The sequence below is a fragment of the Labrenzia sp. THAF82 genome (assembly GCF_009363435.1).
GTDB classification, from domain to species: Bacteria; Pseudomonadota; Alphaproteobacteria; order Rhizobiales; family Stappiaceae; genus Roseibium; species Roseibium porphyridii.
Genome location: NZ_CP045354.1, coordinates 4412688 through 4430400, shown reverse-complemented (window position 1 = coordinate 4430400; position 17713 = coordinate 4412688). Strand labels below are relative to the sequence as shown.

General features: G+C 55.4%; 16 protein-coding genes. 6 read left to right on the top strand and 10 right to left on the bottom strand.

The window, feature by feature from the left end; genetic code table 11:
* Window positions 1–126: 126 nt before the first annotated feature.
* Entirely contained in the window at window positions 127–1005 is an 879-nt protein-coding gene (gene dapA / locus FIV00_RS20370) for a 4-hydroxy-tetrahydrodipicolinate synthase (RefSeq protein ID WP_152502473.1), read from the top strand.
* A gap of 53 nt (window positions 1006–1058) precedes the next feature.
* On the opposite strand, the gene FIV00_RS20365 is transcribed toward dapA, so the two are convergent.
* Both FIV00_RS20365 and FIV00_RS20360 read right to left on the bottom strand, forming a co-directional pair.
* Window positions 1059–2579, bottom strand: a complete 1521-nt coding sequence (locus FIV00_RS20365) for a class I tRNA ligase family protein (protein WP_152502472.1) — start codon at window positions 2577–2579, stop codon at window positions 1059–1061.
* Window positions 2580–2774: 195 nt separating this feature from the next.
* On the bottom strand, window positions 2775–4088 hold the full coding sequence (locus FIV00_RS20360; RefSeq protein WP_209006636.1) for a cytochrome-c peroxidase: 1314 nt from the start codon (window positions 4086–4088) through the stop codon (window positions 2775–2777).
* Window positions 4089–4094: 6 nt separating this feature from the next.
* Between FIV00_RS20360 and FIV00_RS20355 the strand changes: the two genes are divergently transcribed.
* Complete coding sequence (locus FIV00_RS20355) at window positions 4095–4577, top strand: tetratricopeptide repeat protein (protein WP_173006079.1); 483 nt, start codon at window positions 4095–4097, stop codon at window positions 4575–4577.
* Between the two features lie 137 nt (window positions 4578–4714).
* Here FIV00_RS20355 and dctP read toward each other — a convergent pair whose 3' ends face one another.
* Genes dctP through FIV00_RS20325 form a run of 6 tightly spaced genes read right to left on the bottom strand, consistent with a single transcriptional unit; the run spans window position 4715 to window position 10502 of the window.
* A complete protein-coding gene (gene dctP, locus FIV00_RS20350; protein WP_152502471.1) occupies window positions 4715–5773 on the bottom strand; it encodes a TRAP transporter substrate-binding protein DctP in 1059 nt (352 codons plus the stop codon).
* Between the two features lie 27 nt (window positions 5774–5800).
* Window positions 5801–7294, bottom strand: coding sequence for a TRAP transporter large permease (locus FIV00_RS20345; RefSeq protein WP_152502470.1), 1494 nt, complete (start codon window positions 7292–7294; stop codon window positions 5801–5803).
* Window positions 7294–7884, bottom strand: a complete 591-nt coding sequence (locus tag FIV00_RS20340; RefSeq protein ID WP_152502469.1) for a TRAP transporter small permease — start codon at window positions 7882–7884, stop codon at window positions 7294–7296. The genes FIV00_RS20345 and FIV00_RS20340 overlap by 1 nt, the downstream gene beginning before the upstream one ends.
* 58 nt (window positions 7885–7942) lie before the next feature.
* Complete coding sequence (locus FIV00_RS20335; RefSeq protein ID WP_152502468.1) at window positions 7943–8458, bottom strand: flavin reductase family protein; 516 nt, start codon at window positions 8456–8458, stop codon at window positions 7943–7945.
* Window positions 8458–9348, bottom strand: coding sequence for an aldo/keto reductase family oxidoreductase (locus FIV00_RS20330; RefSeq protein WP_152502467.1), 891 nt, complete (start codon window positions 9346–9348; stop codon window positions 8458–8460). The genes FIV00_RS20335 and FIV00_RS20330 overlap by 1 nt, the downstream gene beginning before the upstream one ends.
* Complete coding sequence (locus tag FIV00_RS20325; protein WP_152502466.1) at window positions 9348–10502, bottom strand: LLM class flavin-dependent oxidoreductase; 1155 nt, start codon at window positions 10500–10502, stop codon at window positions 9348–9350. The genes FIV00_RS20330 and FIV00_RS20325 overlap by 1 nt, the downstream gene beginning before the upstream one ends.
* Window positions 10503–10680: 178 nt before the next feature.
* Between FIV00_RS20325 and FIV00_RS20320 the strand changes: the two genes are divergently transcribed.
* Both FIV00_RS20320 and FIV00_RS20315 read left to right on the top strand, forming a co-directional pair.
* On the top strand, window positions 10681–11391 hold the full coding sequence (locus FIV00_RS20320) for a GntR family transcriptional regulator (protein WP_152502465.1): 711 nt from the start codon (window positions 10681–10683) through the stop codon (window positions 11389–11391).
* 37 nt (window positions 11392–11428) lie between these two features.
* Entirely contained in the window at window positions 11429–12553 is a 1125-nt protein-coding gene (locus FIV00_RS20315) for a Gfo/Idh/MocA family protein (RefSeq protein WP_152502464.1), read from the top strand.
* Window positions 12554–12616: 63 nt separating this feature from the next.
* Here FIV00_RS20315 and FIV00_RS20310 read toward each other — a convergent pair whose 3' ends face one another.
* Window positions 12617–13045, bottom strand: a complete 429-nt coding sequence (locus tag FIV00_RS20310; RefSeq protein WP_152502463.1) for a hypothetical protein — start codon at window positions 13043–13045, stop codon at window positions 12617–12619.
* Between the two features lie 222 nt (window positions 13046–13267).
* Between FIV00_RS20310 and FIV00_RS20305 the strand changes: the two genes are divergently transcribed.
* Together FIV00_RS20305 and FIV00_RS20300 are read left to right on the top strand one after the other, a co-directional pair.
* Entirely contained in the window at window positions 13268–15925 is a 2658-nt protein-coding gene (locus FIV00_RS20305) for an SH3 domain-containing protein (protein WP_152502462.1), read from the top strand.
* 155 nt (window positions 15926–16080) lie between these two features.
* The gene (locus tag FIV00_RS20300; RefSeq protein ID WP_173006078.1) at window positions 16081–17193 is read left to right on the top strand and encodes a hypothetical protein; all 1113 of its coding nucleotides are present in this window, start codon (window positions 16081–16083) and stop codon (window positions 17191–17193) included.
* 15 nt (window positions 17194–17208) lie between these two features.
* Here FIV00_RS20300 and FIV00_RS20295 read toward each other — a convergent pair whose 3' ends face one another.
* Entirely contained in the window at window positions 17209–17670 is a 462-nt protein-coding gene (locus tag FIV00_RS20295; RefSeq protein ID WP_152502460.1) for an Lrp/AsnC family transcriptional regulator, read from the bottom strand.
* Window positions 17671–17713: the final 43 nt, after the last annotated feature.

The following is a 17713-nucleotide window of genomic DNA, read 5'->3' as shown; positions in this document are numbered from 1 at the left end:
TCGGACAAACGTGTCCTGTCTATTGCACCGGTTGCAATTGCGAGCCGTTTAGTGTCACAGCTTCGTTCTTGAACATGACCAGATACGGAGCGGCGCGTTGAAATGTGCCGCAGGCGGGAGACCACAATGCCGGACTTTAAAGGATCCATTCCTGCTCTTGTGACCCCTTTCAAGAACGGCAAGGTGGACTACGAAGCGTTGGAACGCCTTATCGAGTGGCATGTCGATGAAGGCAGTCACGGAATCGTTGCAGTGGGCACGACCGGCGAAAGTCCGACAGTTTCGAAGTTGGAACATAAAGACATCTTGAAACGTGTCGTAGAATTCACGGCTGGCAGGCTCCCGGTGATCGCCGGAACTGGCTCGAACGCAACCGCTCAATCTCTGGACATGCTGCAACACGCCGAGAGTGTTGGCGCTGATGCAGCGCTTATCGTCACTCCCTACTACAACAAACCGAACCAGGCAGGCCTTTTGAGCCACTACCAGGTGCTGCATGACAACAGCAATCTGCCGATCATTATCTACAATATTCCCGGACGGTGCGTGATTGATATCTTGCCCGACACCATGGCTCAGATGGCCCGCTGGCCGCGAATAATCGGCGTCAAGGATGCAACCGGCAGCATGGAGCGGGTCAGTCAGCAACGCGCCAAGTGCGGGAAAGACTTCCTCCAGCTCAGCGCAGAAGATGCAGCTGTCCTCGGCTTCAATGCACACGGTGGGAGCGGGTGCATTTCAGTCACCGCCAATGTCGCTCCGCGCCTGTGCGCCGAATTTCAGGAAGCCTCACTTGCGGAAGACCTAAGCCGTGCACGAGCGCTTCAGGATCGACTATTGCCTCTGCATAGCGCCGTGTTTCTGGAACCGCCGGCAGCATGTGTCAAATATGCCTTGTCCAGGCTCGGCCATTGTACCGATGAGGTTCGCTTGCCGCTGACCCCGATTGCCGACGAGACGAAGAAGGCACTCGATCAGGCAATGGAGTCAGCCGGGCTGATCTAGTCGATAGAAAAAACGCCCCGGCTGGGGCGTTTTTGATATTTGCATTAGCGCTGTTATTGTACGCGTGGGAACAGGGTCTCAATCTCGCCAAGGTCACCACCGCCGAGAAGCTTGTCCAGTTCCGGCTTCCAGGGCTGAGCGGCGTCAGGTGCGTTGAGCATGTTCAGCGCGCGACTGGCGGATTCTGGAATGACCTGTTGCAGGGCTTCCATCACGACCCGCAGGCTGTCGAGCGTCACATAAATCACCGTTTGGCAACGTTCTCTGGTGTCATCATTCTTGATGAGTTCCCAGGGAGCCTGCTCGGCGAAATAGTTGTTCATTTCATCCGCGACAGTGATGATCGACTGCATTCTCGCCGGTATGTCCGCGAGATCGATCCATTCACCCAATCCCGCTGTTGCATCCACGACCGCTTTGCGAATGGCTTCGTCCTGAGCCGACAGCGGCCCCGGAACAGGCAAAGTGCCATCGAACCGCGCCTTGGAGAACTTTGCAGCGCGCGACAGAAGGTTGCCGATCTTGTTGCCCAGTTCACTGTTATAGCTTTGCGTGATCAGTTCGACCGAAATCTGGCTGTCGCTGTCTGCGCGCATATGGCGCGCAAGATACCAGCGCAGGGCATCAACGCCGAGTTTCTCGATCACTTCGATCGGATCAACGACATTGCCGATGGACTTTGACATTTTCACGCCGCCAGCACCCACCCAGTGGCTGTGCACCGAGAGTTTCTTTGGCAGCGGAAGACCTGCGGCCATCAGCATGATCGGCCAGTAAACCCCGTGAGGTTTCAAAATGTCCTTGCCGATCAGATGTTCGCATTCTGCCCACCAGGTTGCATACTTGGCGTCTGGCCAGTCAATGTTGGTCAGATAGTTGGCAAGCGCGTCGAACCAGACATAGGTGACGAACTCGGTATCGAACGGCAGGTCGACACCAAGGGTTACGCGGGATTTTGGGCGCGAGATGCAAAGATCCTCAAGGGGATCTGACAGCATCTGTTTCAATTCGTTTCGGAACGCTTCAGGCTGTACGAAGTCCGGGTTGTCGGCAATATGCTTCAGCAGTTGCTCGCGAAACGGCTCCATTTTCAAGAAGTAGTTGGTCTCTTCCGTATGCTCCACCTTCATGGTCGGATGCAGTGGGCACTGACCGTCTTCAGTGAGATCGGATTCCTTTTTGAACTCTTCGCAGCCCTTGCAGTAGGTTCCGGTGTAATTCTTCTTGACGATCAGCCCCTTGTCGAAGATCGACTGCTCCATGCCGCCAACGGCTGCCTTGTGCCCATCACGACTTGTCCGGACAAAATAGTCGTACCGCACGTCCAGTTTGTCGAAAACGTCGCGGAATTCCTTGCAGCGCATGTCGAGAAACGCCTCGACAGGCATTCCGAGGTCGCCAGCAGCTTCCTGGTTTTTTTGGCCATGCTCGTCAACGCCGGTGGACAGCATCAGCTCATACCCCAGCGCCTCACGGTTCCGCTTCAAGATGTCAGCCATCACGGACGTGAAGGCGTGACCGATATGCGGGGATCCATTGACGTAGTAGATCGGAGTGGTGATGTAGCTTTTCATCCAAACGCTTTCGAAATTTTGGCCTTTAAGGGCAGTCCGTCGACAGTTTTATCGGGCGCGTGAGCCCGTCTGTGCCGAATATATGAAGTCGAAGCTATATTTCACACTCATGTGCCCATTGAAAGCCCTGGGCCGGTGAAAAGCACAGCGCCCACGATGACCGGTCAGCTGCGGCAAGGGACAATGCCGGAACACCTATCTGTCTATCGGCAAGCCACTGGGAACACTTTTGGGAATGCCGAAGGGAGGATTGGAAACCGAGGCTGTTCCTGTCAGAGCTTTCAGGAAGCCAACCAGATCGGAAATCTCATCGTCGCTCAAAGCAATGGGGGCGATGTCGCGAAACCTGGCATGCCGCGCCATTTCCCGTTTGTCGTTCCAGACGACAAAATCAATTGCCTCCAGCCAGGGAACATTGGGAAGTGAGGCAGTTTCTGGACGCCATGAAGCCAGGCTACCATCGGGATCGAGGTGATGACGAACAATGCCTTCCAGCGTTGGATAAGCGCCATTGTGGCCATAAGGACCGGTCAGCTCCACATTGCGCAGCATCGGGGTGCGGAAGCTGTAGGCATCTTCCAGCCTGTCGCTTTCTCCCATACGTCCAACATCGCGTACCATGGGATCGAAGCGGCGGGTTCTGCCTGGACCGAATGGCGGCAGGCCAATGGCATGGAATTCTTGATCGCTGAGCAGACTTCCAGAGTGACAGCGGGAGCACTGCGCCTTCCCATAGAAAAGCTCAAGGCCACGTTTCTGAGCGGGAGAGAGGGCCGTCTTGTCACCTGCCAGGTATTTGTCAAAAGGGCTGTCGTAGCTTTCCCACTCAATGGCCTGGAAAGCAGCAAGCGCATTGGCAACTTCGGCAATTGTCACTTCATCCGGTGTGTCTATGTGGTCAAACGCTTCGACAAACAGGCGTCCATACTCGGGTATGACGCGCACGCGTTTGGCAAGGATCGGCCAGGACGCGTCGATGCGATCATGCACTGCTCCGGCAACTTCGTTTTCTCTCGGATTGCCTGCCATCTCGAACTGGGCGACAAGCGGAAAGATCGCCTGTGCAGCAAGCAGGGATTCAAGGCCTTCTGGCAGCCACTCTTCCGCTGGAGAATTGAAACCGTTTTCGTAGGTGTCGGCGATCGACAAACGCCCATCGTGAAAGAGCGTGTGAAGGTCTTTTGCACCGAGATTCCAAAGGCCTGGCGCGTTTCGCGGAATCCGTTTCTTAATTCGGTTGCCGCCTTCACCGGCCGTACGTTCCTTGCCAAGCCCGGCACCGCCTTCGCCGATGCCAAGTGACAACCGGTCGCCTGTTCCAAGCGTTGGATGATGGCACGTGGCGCAGGCAATATTCCTGTTACCCGACAGGATCTTGTCGTAAAACAGAAGTTGACCGAGCGCTGCCTGCTGTTGATCGAAGGCGATGAAGTTGTCTTCAGTAAGCGGTGGCGGTAGTTCCGCAGCATATGCCGGGGCTGACAAGAGAAGAACAACGGGGAACGACAAGAACTGATGACGAAAACCCTGAAAGCCGCCTTGTTGGCGCTTGTTGTGATGAACGCGCCTGTCCACGCGGAAATCGAGGAGGCGCGCGACCTGATGGAGGCCGATCGCTATGAAGAGGCGATGAAGGAACTCTGGCCGGCTGCGCGGTCCGGCAACGCGGATGCCGAAGAGCTTATCGGCATCATGTACGCGATGGGACTTGGCGTCGAACGGGACGATCAGAGGGCGTTCGAATGGTATCTCCGAAGCGCAATGAAGGGGCATCCCGGAGCTCAGTCCGGCGTTGGATGGTACTATGAAATCGGTCGTGGAATGCCGGCACCCGATCTTGTGCGCGCTTATATGTGGTACACCCTTTCCGCGATCGGCGGCGATCCTGACGCTGCGATCTCGCTTGAGGAAGTGGTCAAGAAAATGACGAAGGATGAGATTGAGAAAGCGCATATCCTGGTCGATGACTACAAGGTTTGGATGTATCCGTTCCGCTGATTTGAAAGCGGTCAAACGCCTTGGCCGGCTTCATGTTCCCAGGCATTGCCTGAAACAGTCAATTCAAACGTCCTGAGAAGCTTTGCAAAAATGCAGGAGCCCGGCAAATCACCGGGCTCCTTTTTTGATCCGAAGGATCAGTTCAGGTCAGCGTCGCGTGCACCGTTGATGTCGGTTTCAGCTGCAGCAACAGCTTCTTCCAATGCACCGAAGATCTCGCCGCCACGGTTCACGTTGTCCTTGAACCAGTCATAAACGGGAGCAGCAGCTTCTTTGAAGGCTGCTTTCTCTTCCGGGGTCGGGACGTAAAGATCACCACCACCGGCAACGAAGTCTTCATAAGCCTGAATGGACTTGCGCTTCGGAGACGCGAAAGTCGCCTGCTGCAGGGCATAGAAGCCGTCGACGACGACGCGGCGCATGTCTTCAGGCATGGAGAGGAACTTCTCGTTGCTCATCCACCAAAGTGCGCCCATGTAGGCATGGCCGTCCAAAGTGACATACTGCAGGCCGGCATCCGGGAACTTCATGCCCATGATGTCAGTGATGCCATTCTTGGAGCCTTCAACAACACCGGTCTGGAAGGAGGTGAACAGCTCCGGCCACGGAATCGGGGTTGGCGAAGCACCAAGTGCCTTGACCAGTTCCTGCGGAAGGTCGGCGACCACGGTCCGGATTTTCAGGCCTTCCATATCGGCCGGATTTGCAACACGACGCTTGGTGTTGGCAAAGTTACGCCAGCCGCCGGTGTTGCCGACAGTCATGAGGCGAATGGCGTTCTGGCTGTCTTCCAGTGCCATGGCGCGCATCGTGCGGACAAAGTCGCCGGACAGGACATGCTCGGCAATCCGGTCGTCAGCCATCATGTAAGGCAGGTCGAGAACCTGCACATACGGGAAGATGCCCGATGCACCGCCGGAGGTCGAAATGTAGATGTCGATCGCGCCGCCAGCAACACCCTGAAGACACTCGGCACCGTTTGAGCACAACTGCGTGCCGATGAAGAGTTCCACCTCAATGGCGCCGTTCGAGGCGGATTCCACGAAGTTCTTGAACACGACCAGACCGTCATAGTCTTCGTCGTTTTCGTTGGAGTTTGCGGTTGCGCGCAACGTGTAATCCGCGGCAACGGCACTCAAGGCCGATCCGGCGAGCATCGCCGCAACGGTGAGCGTTTTCAGTGCAGATTTGAGCATTAGGTACCTCCCTTTAATAGCTCATAATCAGTTGGCAAATCCGGTCAGACGCGGAATCGTCATGGAAAGTGCCGGGATATAAGTGATCAAGAAGATCACCGCGATCTCTACCGCCAGGAACGGCAGAATTGCTTTGGCGATGGTCTCAACCCGTTCTCGTGAGACCGATGCCGCGACAAACAGAACAAGCCCCATCGGCGGCGTGGCCAGACCGATGGTCAGGTTGACGCTCATGATGATGGCGAAATGGATCGGGTCGACACCCATGGATGTAAAGATGGGGCCGAGGATCGGGCCGAGAATGATGATGGCTGGACCTGCATCCAGAAACATGCCTACGACGAAAAGCAGAAGGTTGATCAGGAAAAGCAGGATCAGCGGGTTCTCGGTGAGGCTGAGAACGAAAGCAGCCATTGTTTCCGGAGCATGGCTCAGACTAACGACCGTCTTGAAGGCCATTGCAGCGCCAACCAGCAAAAGCACGACGGCAGACGTAATTCCGGCCCTGTTCAAAACGCCCGGGATCTCTTTCATCTTCAAGGAATGAAGAACGAAAAAGCCGATCAGAAGCGCATAGGCGACGGCGACCGCGGCTGCTTCGGTCGGCGTGAAAACGCCCAGCAAAATACCGCCCAAGATGATGATCGGTGTTTGCAAAGGAGCGACCGCTTTCTTGCAGACCACCCGGAAATCACTTGAAACCGCACCGCGCAGGCTGACAAGCAGGAAATGCGACAGCACCATCATCACGACAAAGAGAAGGAGTGTGACGGTGTAGGAGAAGGCTTCAAATCCGAGCGCGGAAGCTGTGCCTGTCGCTGCGACGGTTGCAAGACCGGCAACGTTGATGCGCAGAACGACAAACGAGAACCATTTTTCAACCGGTGCCATGGACTGGCCTGGATTGACGATCCGTTGCGCTTTCGGAAGATCGTATTTGTCCGCCATGAAACGCACCATCAGCATCAGGCCGATGCCGACCATGACACCGGGCACAATCCCGGCCAGAAACAGCGCGGCGACGCTTTCACCCATGACATAGGCATAAATGATCATGATGCCGGATGGCGGAATGATCGGACCGATGACGGACGAGGCAGCTGTAACGGCAGCGGCAAATTTTCGGGTGTAGCCCTGTTTCTCCATCGCGGGGATCAGCATTGACCCGAGAGCTGACGTATCAGCGACTGCAGAGCCGGAAAGCCCTGCGAACAGCATCGAAGACAGAATGTTCACATGAGCAAGGCCGCCCCTCAGGTGGCCCATCAGCGCCTGTGAAAATTCCACGAGGCGCATGGTGATGCCGCCCTTGTTCATCAGCTCGCCCGCGAGCATGAAGAACGGAATCGCCATCAGAGGAAAACTGTCCATACCGTTGTAAACGTTACGGTAGAGAAGGGTGATATCCCGTTCTTGGCCATTCAGCCAAAGCAGGATACCCGGCGCTGCCAGGAGGCCGAAGAAAACCGGCAGACCGATCATCAGGAAGACAAGAAAGACGGGCAGGAACCAGATAAGCATCAGTCAGCCCCCGCCATGTCTGCATCGGGCATGACCGGCATCCGGTCATCGCCGCCAAAAAGAGAGATAAGGTTTCTCAGGATCAGTTCGATATTGACAAGCGTTAGCAGGATCACGCCCACGAACATCGACAGCATCATCCAGCTGCGAGGAACCCTGATCCATTCTGTCAGTGTGAAGTTGCCCGGCACGTAAAGAGAAGCGGTCGCGAATTTTCCGCCAAATCCGGTTACTTCGAAATATCCGATTTGTACGGAAACGACCAGAACGGCCAACGAGATGAGCAGCAGGATCAGCGTCAGCACCTTTCCCGCCATCGCGGGCAAGGCCTGGCCCAGCATGTCAATGGCGACAAAGCCACCGCGACGAAAGGCCGTCGGTGCCATGAGCCCCGCCATCCAGAGCATGCAGAAACGAGCGGCTTCATCGGGCCATGGAAGAGCGTTGTTGAAAACATAGCGGAATACGACCTGGATCAGGATCGCAACAACCATCAGGGCGACAGCGACGACGCCTATAGCTCGGCCAATGCGCAACAAATGCGTATTGACGAAAGCGAACGGTGCTAACACCGCCAGCAAAATGCCCATGAGGGCCCTCCCAAGTTTTTCCTCCTGGCGGGGCTCAGTATCGCCCCGCAGTCCGCCCTTACCGTGGAGCGATTTGCCCGAGCTTGCCCGAGAAAAATGTCAAGGCGTCACCGGTGCGCATTTCCGCCTGCAATACCTGACCCAGAACAATCAGGTGATCGCCTCCCTCATAGGCAGCAAAACGCTTGCACTCGAAACGCGCAAGGCAATTCTCGATCAGCGGTATGCCTTTTTCATCTATTCTGTGTGGCAGCTGATCGAAAGCGTGCGCATTGCGCACGAAACCATTGCAGACCTCCGCCTGATGATGGCTGAGGACATGAATGGCGTAGTGTTCGGCCTCTTCGAAATACTGAAAACGCCGCGATCCCTTGTCCGGCATCCAGAGCACAAGCGGCGGTTCCAGAGACACGGAAGAAAAGCTGTTGGCGGTAATGCCGACAGGACCATCAGTCGAATGCGTGGTCACGACGGTAACCCCGGTGGCAAATCGCCCGAAAGCGTCGCGCAACAGCCGTGTGTTGTCTGAGTCCGGCTCGAAGGTTACGGGATGATTGGCATTTTGCATGGTCATCAAGGCACCTCGTTGCCAAGGGCGGCTTCATAGAGCCGATACCAGGTTTCACGATCTATCGAGACTTTCAGGGCATCGGAAATCTTTGCGATCCGATCGGTATTGTTCGTGCCCATAACCGGCAGCAACCCTGCGGGATGGGCCAAGAGAAATGCGACTGCCACCGCAGAGCGGTCAACGCCATGGGCCCCTGCAATTTCATCCAACACTGCACCAAGCTGGCCACCTTCGAAAATCAGGGCGCCTCCGCCGAGGGGAGACCAGGCCATGAGCTTCGTGCCGAGCCGCTGATGGAAGGCCAGGTCACCGTTGGTGAAAGGCGAAATTTCTTTCAGACTGATCTCGATCTGATTGGTCACCAGCTTGTTTGACATAGCCGATTGCAGCAGCTCCCAATCCCAGGGACGGAAGTTGGAAACACCCGCATTCTTCACTTTGCCGCTTTTGATCAGATCGTCGAGCGTTGCGCCGGTCTCATGGTGATCCATGAGCGGGTCGGGGCGGTGGATCAAAAGTAGATCTATCGTCTCGATGCCCATTTCGGCGAGCGAAATGTCGACGGATTTTTCGATGTGGGAACGGCTGGTGTCGTAGTATTTCACTTTGGCATCGACATATCGTCCTGCGGGTGCGACGATGTCACATTTGGTGACGATTTCCATTCGCTGACGCAGCGACGGGTTTGCTTTCAATGCACCGCCGAGCACCGCTTCGGCAGCGTAGCCGCCGTAAATGTCTGCCTGATCGAACGTCGTGATGCCTTGATCAAGGCAAATCTGGATCTTCCGCTCAACATGAGCAGGAGACGTATCTGTGTCGTCACCCAGCCGCCACATGCCGTAGATCAGTTGGGAAAATTCCAGGGTATCTGTAAGTTTGACGCGGTTCATCAGCGGCGGACTCCGTTGCCGAGTGGTGTTGCCGGTGTTTCAGCAGGTACGCGGCCATAGGCATGGGGCAGCGAGCATGTTTTCAAATTCGGCAATACGCGGGCGCCGAAGTGTTTTGCTTCTTCAAGGTGCGGGTAGCCTGAGAAGATGAAGGCCCGAATGCCCATCTTCTGGTAACCCTCGATTTTCGTCATGACCTGATCTGTGGAACCAACAAGCGCAGCGCCGCAGCCCGAGCGGGCACGTCCAACCCCGGTCCAAAGGTTTGGTTCGATGTATCCGGACTCGTCAGCGACTTCACGGTTCTTTGCCTGGTGGCTGACACCCAGTGACTTTGCGTCGAGCGCGCGTTCGCGGATTGCTGTGCCTTGTGCATCGTCGAGTTTCGAGACGATGTAGTCGGCATATTCCTGTGCTTCTTTTTCCGTATCCCGCACGATCATATGTACCCGCAGGCCGTAATCGAGAGTGCGGTTGTACTTCTCCGCAACAGAATTGACCGCTTTCATGCGGCCTTCCAGCTCACCCATAGTTTCAGGCCACATCAGATAGACGTCGCAATGTTGTCCGCAAAGCTCGAGTGCTGCTGGCGAGTAGCCACCGAAATAGAGCAGGGGGCCGCCGGTCTGGTAAGGCCGAACCGGGTCCGTTGTCAGGTTCTTGAAGTTGTAGATCTCGCCTTCGTAGTTGATTTCGTCCTGTGTCCAGGCCTGTTTCAGGATTTCAACCACTTCTCGTGAGCGCTGATACCGGTAGCCGCTGTCTGCCTGTTCGCCCGGAAAGTCGGACGAAATGATATTCACTGTCAGACGGCCTTCGAGCATGTGATCGAGCGTCGCGATTGTCCGCCCCAGCATGATCGGCTGCATCTCGCCACAGCGCACTGCGGCCAGAAGATTGATTTTCTCGGTGATCGGTGCGCAGCCGGCAACGAAACTCAACGTGTCCTGACCCACCTGATAAGAGGACGGGCACAGAATGTTTCGAAAGCCCTGTGCTTCCGCTGTCTTCACAATCGAGGAGCAATGCTCCCACGAAGAACGCAGATCGCCCTCCGGCACTCCCAGAAACTGATAGTCGTCGGAGCAAAGTGCGGCAAACCAGGAAACTTCCGCTGCATCAAGGTCCGGCGAAGTGACTGGGACTACGGTCATAAAGTGCCTCCCTGGGACTGACCATTTCAACCCTCGGATCCTGCCTTCAAGCGGTTACCGGGGTGTTTTCGTTTGTTTTCGAATGGCTTCATTTTGCCTTCGATTTCTTCTTGCATATCACTCGGTTTGATGTAAATCAATAGTGTATCAATTTTGAAAATCAGGCAACAAAAACGTCATGCCAACTGACTCGCAAACGTCCGGAGCGCTGCCGCTTTATGTGCAGATCAGCGAGCTTTTGATTAGGGATATCGCTGCTGGGCGGCTGATCGATGGAGAGCGGTTGCCACCAGAGCGAGACATGGCGGAAGAGCTTGGGATATCCATCGGCACCTTGCGAAAAGCGTTGGCGGACCTTACGGATAAAGGCTTACTTGAGCGAATTCAGGGCTCGGGGAATTACGTACGTCAAGGAGGCACACAGGAAAGCGTCTATGCGATGTTCCGCCTGGAGCTTTTGTCCGGAGGCGGATTGCCGCGCGCCGACATCCTCACGGTCGACCGCATGCCCAAGCCGGATGAGCTACCAACCTTTGGCACAAGCCGTGAAGGCACGCGCATTCGTAGGCTCCGCTACCTGAATGAGGTCATGATTGCTGTGGAGGAAATCTGGCTTGATGGTGACTGTGGCACGGTGCGACAGGATCTGCTTTCAGACTCTCTCTATCGCTTCTACCAGAAGCATCTTGGATTTTGGATTGTTCGCGCCGAAGACAGGGTGACGATCGGAAAGGTACCGGAGTGGGCTCCGGACGTTTTTTCAAAAACACCTGGAACACTCACTGGATATATTGAGCGTTTCAGCTGGTCCGATAGAGCCAGGCCGGTCGAGTATTCACGAACTTGGTTTGATACGGACAAGGCGCATTACGTACAACGGTTGAAATAGGCGGACGGCAAGAAGCCGCCGGAATTAGGAGAAGGAAATGCCTGCAAAGGTAAGATACGGGGTTATTGGCTGCGGAATGATGGGCCAGGAGCATTTGCGCAATATCGCCCTGCTTGCCGACACGGAAGTGACCGTGGTGTTTGAGCCGGATGCTGATATGGCTCGCGAGGCCGCAGCGTTTGCACCTGGTGCAAAGTTTGTCGGATCCGTTGCCGAGCTTTTGGAAGTGGAAGAGCTTGATTGCATCCTGATCGCGAGCCCCAACCACTGCCACGTGCCCCAGATGGAGGAGATTCGCAAGAAGCGGCCGCTACCATTGCTCGTCGAAAAGCCGCTTTTCACCGACCCGAAAGATCTGGCGGAATTGGAGACCTTCAAGTCGGCCTATCCCGCGCCTGTTTGGGTCGCCATGGAATACCGCTATATGCCGCCGATTGCAGCGCTGATTGAACAGGCTGAGGAAGCGACCGGTGGGATCAAGATGTTGACCATTCGCGAACATCGGTTTCCGTTTCTCGACAAGGTTGGTGCCTGGAACAGGTTCAACAAGTATTCCGGGGGCACCTTCGTTGAAAAATGTTGCCATTTTTTCGATCTGATGCGCCTGATCATGAAAAGCGAACCTGTTCGTGTGATGGCCTCAGCTGGCCAGGACGCCAATCACAAGGACGAGACTTATGACGGCGAACAGCCTGACATACTGGACAACGGCTATGTGATTGTTGATTTCGAAAATGGCTCACGTGCCATGCTCGAACTTTGCATGTTTGCAGAGGGTTCGCGGTACCAGGAAGAAGTGGTTGCGATCGGATCTGAAGGAAAGATCGAAGCATTCGTTCCAGGTCCAGGGCGTTTCTGGCCATCGGATCTTGGCGATCCGCCAGTGCCTCAATTGGTTGTGTCTCCGCGGCAGCCCAAAGGACCGCGCCAGATAGACATTCCAGTGGATCCGACAATTCTCGACGCTGGAGATCACAACGGCTCAACCTTCTATCAGCACGAAGGGTTCGTTGCCGTAGTAAGGGGTGAAAAACAGGCTCCTGAAGTAACGTTGGAAGACGGTCGCCGCGCTGTTGAGATGGGTCTTGCGGCCCAACAGTCAGCGCGAACCGGCCAGGCTGTCCTTCTCATGAGCAACAAGCTTTCCTCGGTCGCCTGTTGATTTAAAGGTGTTTCCTCCGGGGTAACTGCCGGCGTGACGCTGTCACGCCGGCATTTTTATGGATCACCAGCGCGTTGCCGGCAGGTGATCGATGGTCGCGTCTGTACTGAAGCCGTCCCGGCCCCTGCGCATGTTGAGTGCGCGAATCGGCACCTTGTATTCCCTTCCTGTATCCGTTTGCCGGCATTGTTGCTTCCGATAGGCGATGTTTTCCGGAACACCTTTGGTGTTTTGCACCAATACGCAGAAAAGGTCATATCGGCCATTGATCGCGATTTCGCGGCGAGCGCCCTGAGCGACAATGATCTGGCGGTGGCGTGTGAAGCCATTGTCGAACAACAGAAAATTACAGTACTTGGCCGAACCGGCCGGTGTACGCGTGCTCTGGCAAAAGAAGATCTCTGCCTGAGCAGTTGAAGAGGTAAACGGCCAGAATGCGGAGAAACCAAGAAGCGTCAGCAGGAAAACCAACGATCTCTTCAGGTTCTGCATGTCGATACACTCCGTTCGTTTAGTGAGGTCATGTGTTTGAAACGCATCAATTTTAGCTTTCAGACTATGGTCCGCTTCATTGTGCTGTTGTGACGAGCTGGACATTTGGCTCAAGCGATGTGCAGGATAACTATTGGACCGGGTTGCAAAATCTATATTGGCAACTTTGACAATGTGATCTTGTATACCGGTTCCTGCATATTTCGCATTTTGGAGGGCCCTATGCGCAAGTCCTTATCCGTTCTTTTATCTTCTGCATTGGTATTTCAGACGGTTTTCATAAATGGTGTTTTTGCAGCTCCGGCCGTGACCACGGCGAACGTGAACTTTCGCCAGGGCCCTGGAACCAATTTCGGATCATTGGGAACATTACCAAATGGCGCGGAAGTCGATCTTCAAAACTGCGACGACAATGGAGCATGGTGTTCGGTAAGCTATAACGGGCAGAACGGTTTTGTCAGCGGGCAATATCTTCAGCTGAGTGAATCTGAAGACACAACAGGGTGGCCAAGATCGTTTCAAACAGATGCCGGTGCAACGTTGGTCCTTTATCAGCCTCAGTTCACCGAGTGGGACAATTTCAAAACCTTGAAGGCGCTTGTTGCAGCCGAATACATTAAAGATAAAGACGCAACGCCCGTTTTTGGTGTGATCGGTGTCAATGGTGATACGGTTGCAGACCCTGAAAAGGGTGTCGTCGATGTCAGCAACATTCAGGTCACCCAGCTGGACTTTTCAGCGCTTGATCGAAGTTCGCTTGGTGACCTTTCGCTGCAGATCGGCAAGATCATGCCAACCGGGACGATCACGGTCAAAGAAGATCGCATTACCGCGGGTCTCGCCGAGTATCAGCGAATGGACGACGTTCAGGGGCTGAACTCGGAAGCTCCACCGATTTTCATATCCAATGAACCGGCCATTCTGGTTCAAACCGAAGGCGAACCAATTTTTGCGCCGGTTAAGGGCGATAAGGGCCTCAGCTTCGTCGTCAACACCAATTGGGACATTTTGCAGATCGACGAAACGAAAGAGCTTTACCTGCGTGATGAAAAATCCTGGTTGAAGACCATGGACGTTTCAGCCGGATGGGAAGCCGCTTCAGAACTTCCGGAATTGATCAAAGCCCTACCGGATGACGACAACTGGAAGGAGACGCGTGAAGCCATTCCCGGTGAAGCGTTTGCGGACAACAAACCGCCAAAGGTAGTTTATTCCGACAAGCCCGCGGAAATGATCGTGTTTGACGGTGAACCGAAACTGGAGCCGGTCGAGGGAACGGATCTTGAATGGGCCTCCAACACCGACAGTGATGTCTTTTTCCTGAAATCCACATCCACCTGGTACATCCTGGTTTCAGGCCGCTGGTTCAAGTCCGCGTCCCTTGATGGGCCGTGGACTTTTACCACTCAGGACATGCCTTCCGATTTTCAGAACATTCCGGAAAATGCGCCTTACTACTCCGTGCGGTCTTCAATCCCAGGCACTTCGGAAGCCTCCCAGGCACGGCTGAAGGCCAGCATTCCGACGACTGCGCGTGTCGAAGTGGGTTCGGTGAGTGCGGATGTCGCCTACGCGGGAGACCCTGAGTTTGAGCCGATCGAAGGCACATCCATGTCTTATGCGGTCAACACCAACGAACAGGTGATCCAGGTCGGTGCCAAGTATTATGTGCTGCAAAACGGTGTCTGGTTTGTCAGCGATAATCCCGATGGCCCATTTGTCGTTGCAACTGCCGTTCCAGATGAAATCTACACAATTCCGCCTTCCTCGCCGGTTTATAACGTGACTTATGTTCGGGTCTATGAAAGTGAACCCAACGCGGTGTGGTACGGCTACACTATGGGATACCTGACGGGCTTTCTTGCCTGGGGCGTCTTCGTTTACGGAACAGGGTATTACTACCGTCCATGGTGGCGCCCGGGCGTACGCCCCATTTATTTCCCACGACCGGTTACCTACGGAATTGGTGCGTTTTACAATCCGGTACGCGGGACCTTCGGGCGCTACGGCTATGCGTATGGACCACGCCGGGGCATTGCCGGAGGCGGGATCTACAATCCGCGCACTGGAGGTTATATCCGGGGCGGCGCCATCAGTGGCCCCCGCGGCAGCGCCGGTTTCATAAGCGCCTATAATCCACGCACCGGTAACCGGATTGTTGCCGGTGGCGCCAGGGGAATATACGGCTCTTGGGGCGGTGCGGTCGTCTCGGGACCGCAATGGTCACGGACACGAGACCTCCAGGCAAACGCCGCCCAGCGCTGGAAGCAGGACGGCAATCTTGGCCGGGCCGCCAGTTTCGACAGGCGCAGCGATGTGTTTGCCGGGCGCGACGGGTCGGTCTATCGGCGCGATGGAGAGAACTGGAAGAAGTTCGAAGGCGGCCGCTGGGGTGATGTTGCTGCACCGTCACGCGAAAACTTGCAGGACAGGCTTGGAGACCTCGGCGCTGGAGCTGCTATCGGTGCCGGTGCGGGCGCAGCGATAGCAAACCGACCTGCTGGCGACAGGCTCCAGAACCGCCCTAATGCGGGCAATCGCCCCAACGTCCAAAGACCCGCCAACCTTCCCGCAGGACAAAGACCGAATGTCCAACGGCCTGCCCAGCAGCCCAATGTTCAAAGGCCGGCCCAAAGACCCAATGTCCAGCGTCCCGCGCAGCGGCCTCAGCAGAGACCTGCTACGCGCCCGGCGCAAAGGCCTCAGCAGGCACCGGCGCACCTGAACCGGGATCGCCGAGCGAGAGATGCGGGCAACCGACAGGTCAATCGCCAACGCAATGTGCAACGGTCCAGGCCGCAGCAGGCGCGTCCGCAACAGGCGCGCCCGCAGCGCGGTGGCGGCGGACATCGCCGTGGCGGAGGTGGCCGTCGTCGTTAAGGCGATCCTGGTTGAAATGAAGCAGCCGATGTTCTCCGGGACGTCGGCTGTTTGCGTTCGTGTTGCCATTACAAAGACTTAATTTGCTTACGTAACGTAGCATGCCCACCTCATGCGCACAGGCAGTTTACTGGACGCAAGAGAGGAGCGGAGAAATGGCGGAGCCTGCCAGAGCAACGCACGGCATGATTGACTACGACTTGAATTCCGTCGATCAGATCAAAAACATCGAAGAGCACGAGACGCTGCTGCGAGAATACGCAGGCAAGACGCAATCCTTGAACGAAGTGCCCGCCATTGCCGACTTTGGCTGTGGGCCCGGATTGGGGTCTCTTCGCACTGTGCGTCCCGTTCTTGATGTGTGGCGAAAAGCGCCACCTGCGCAACGGGTTTCAGCCTGTTTTGTAGATCTGCCCGGCAATGACTGGTCGGCGTTGAGAAGCCGATTGTTTGGGCAAGACGGCATAGTTTCCAAGCCAAATCCGCCGCAAATTCAGCTCGTTGCGCGTGACTTCTACAAGGAGATTTTTCCAAAAAACGCGCTCTCACTATCGACTGCGTTTTACGCGACACACTGGCTCAGCAGGCCTCAAACAACTTTTTCGCCGGGCACTTTGTGGTTTCATGAGTTGCCTGCGCTGGCCTATGCGGATCTGAGACAGAAAGCCCTGAACGACTTTGCCCATTTCGTGAAAAACCGAATGCACGAACTTGCGACAGGTGGTCGCCTGATCGTGTCAACGATGGGATCGGTTGCCGACAGGAACACCAGGAATGGGGTTGCTCCTTCGAGAAGCATCCTAATGCCCTTCGCAACCGAAACGGCCTACGCGATGGTCAAGGATGGTCTTCTCGAGCAGTCTCTGGTCGATAATTTCGTCGTAGCGGTCTGGTTCCTGACGGCAGATGATGCCCGTTCGGCTATTCATCAGGCTATGTCGCAGGGAACGGCTTGTGACATTGAGCATCTGGACATCAAGTTCAGCGATGGTCAGGATGCCGATCCCTTAGGCGGTCTTTTGATGACACCGCACCTTTATGCTCGAAAAAAGACCAAGGCTGCGCGCGCCGTACTTCACAGCACGTTGAAGGCGCATTTGTTCACGCCGTCGAGCGACACGCCTCTTGAAGCGGCTCAACTGGCGGAGATCTTTTACGAGCGCATGGAAAGGGCTATCTGGGCCGACGCTTGCAGAGGGCCAAATCGACGGCACCTTGAGAAAAAAACCATCCTGACCGTCGTCTTGAAGAAAACCGAACACTCCTGACGGGCCAGAGAACGACTAAATCGGAAGATCGCGGGCGTCCGCGATCGCTTCCATGGTCATGTAAGATGTGACGGTGTCGAGATCGATCTTGTCGATAAGGCGTTGATAGATTCGGTCGAAGGCATTCATGTCCTCCGCAACCACTTTCAGCATGTAGTCGTAGTCCCCGGCGATTCGATAGAAATCGATCACGTTCGGGATCGACGCGACTTCATCGCGGAAGGTCTTTAGCCATTCCTTGGAATGGTGACGTGTTCGGATCATCACGAACACAGTAAGATTGAGACCAAGCCGGGCAGGGTTCAGACGCACGGTATGCCCTTCGATAAGTCCGCTCTCGTGCAAGGCCTTCAGTCGGCGCCAGCAGGCATTTTGGGAAAGGCCAACCTCGTCAGCAAGTTCCCTTTGCGAAAGACGCGCTTCACGCTGCAATGCCCTGACGAGCGCACGATCAATTTGATCTAATTTTTTCTCCATATCGGGTCAATTGACACAAATTTGGCAGAATAACAATCTCATT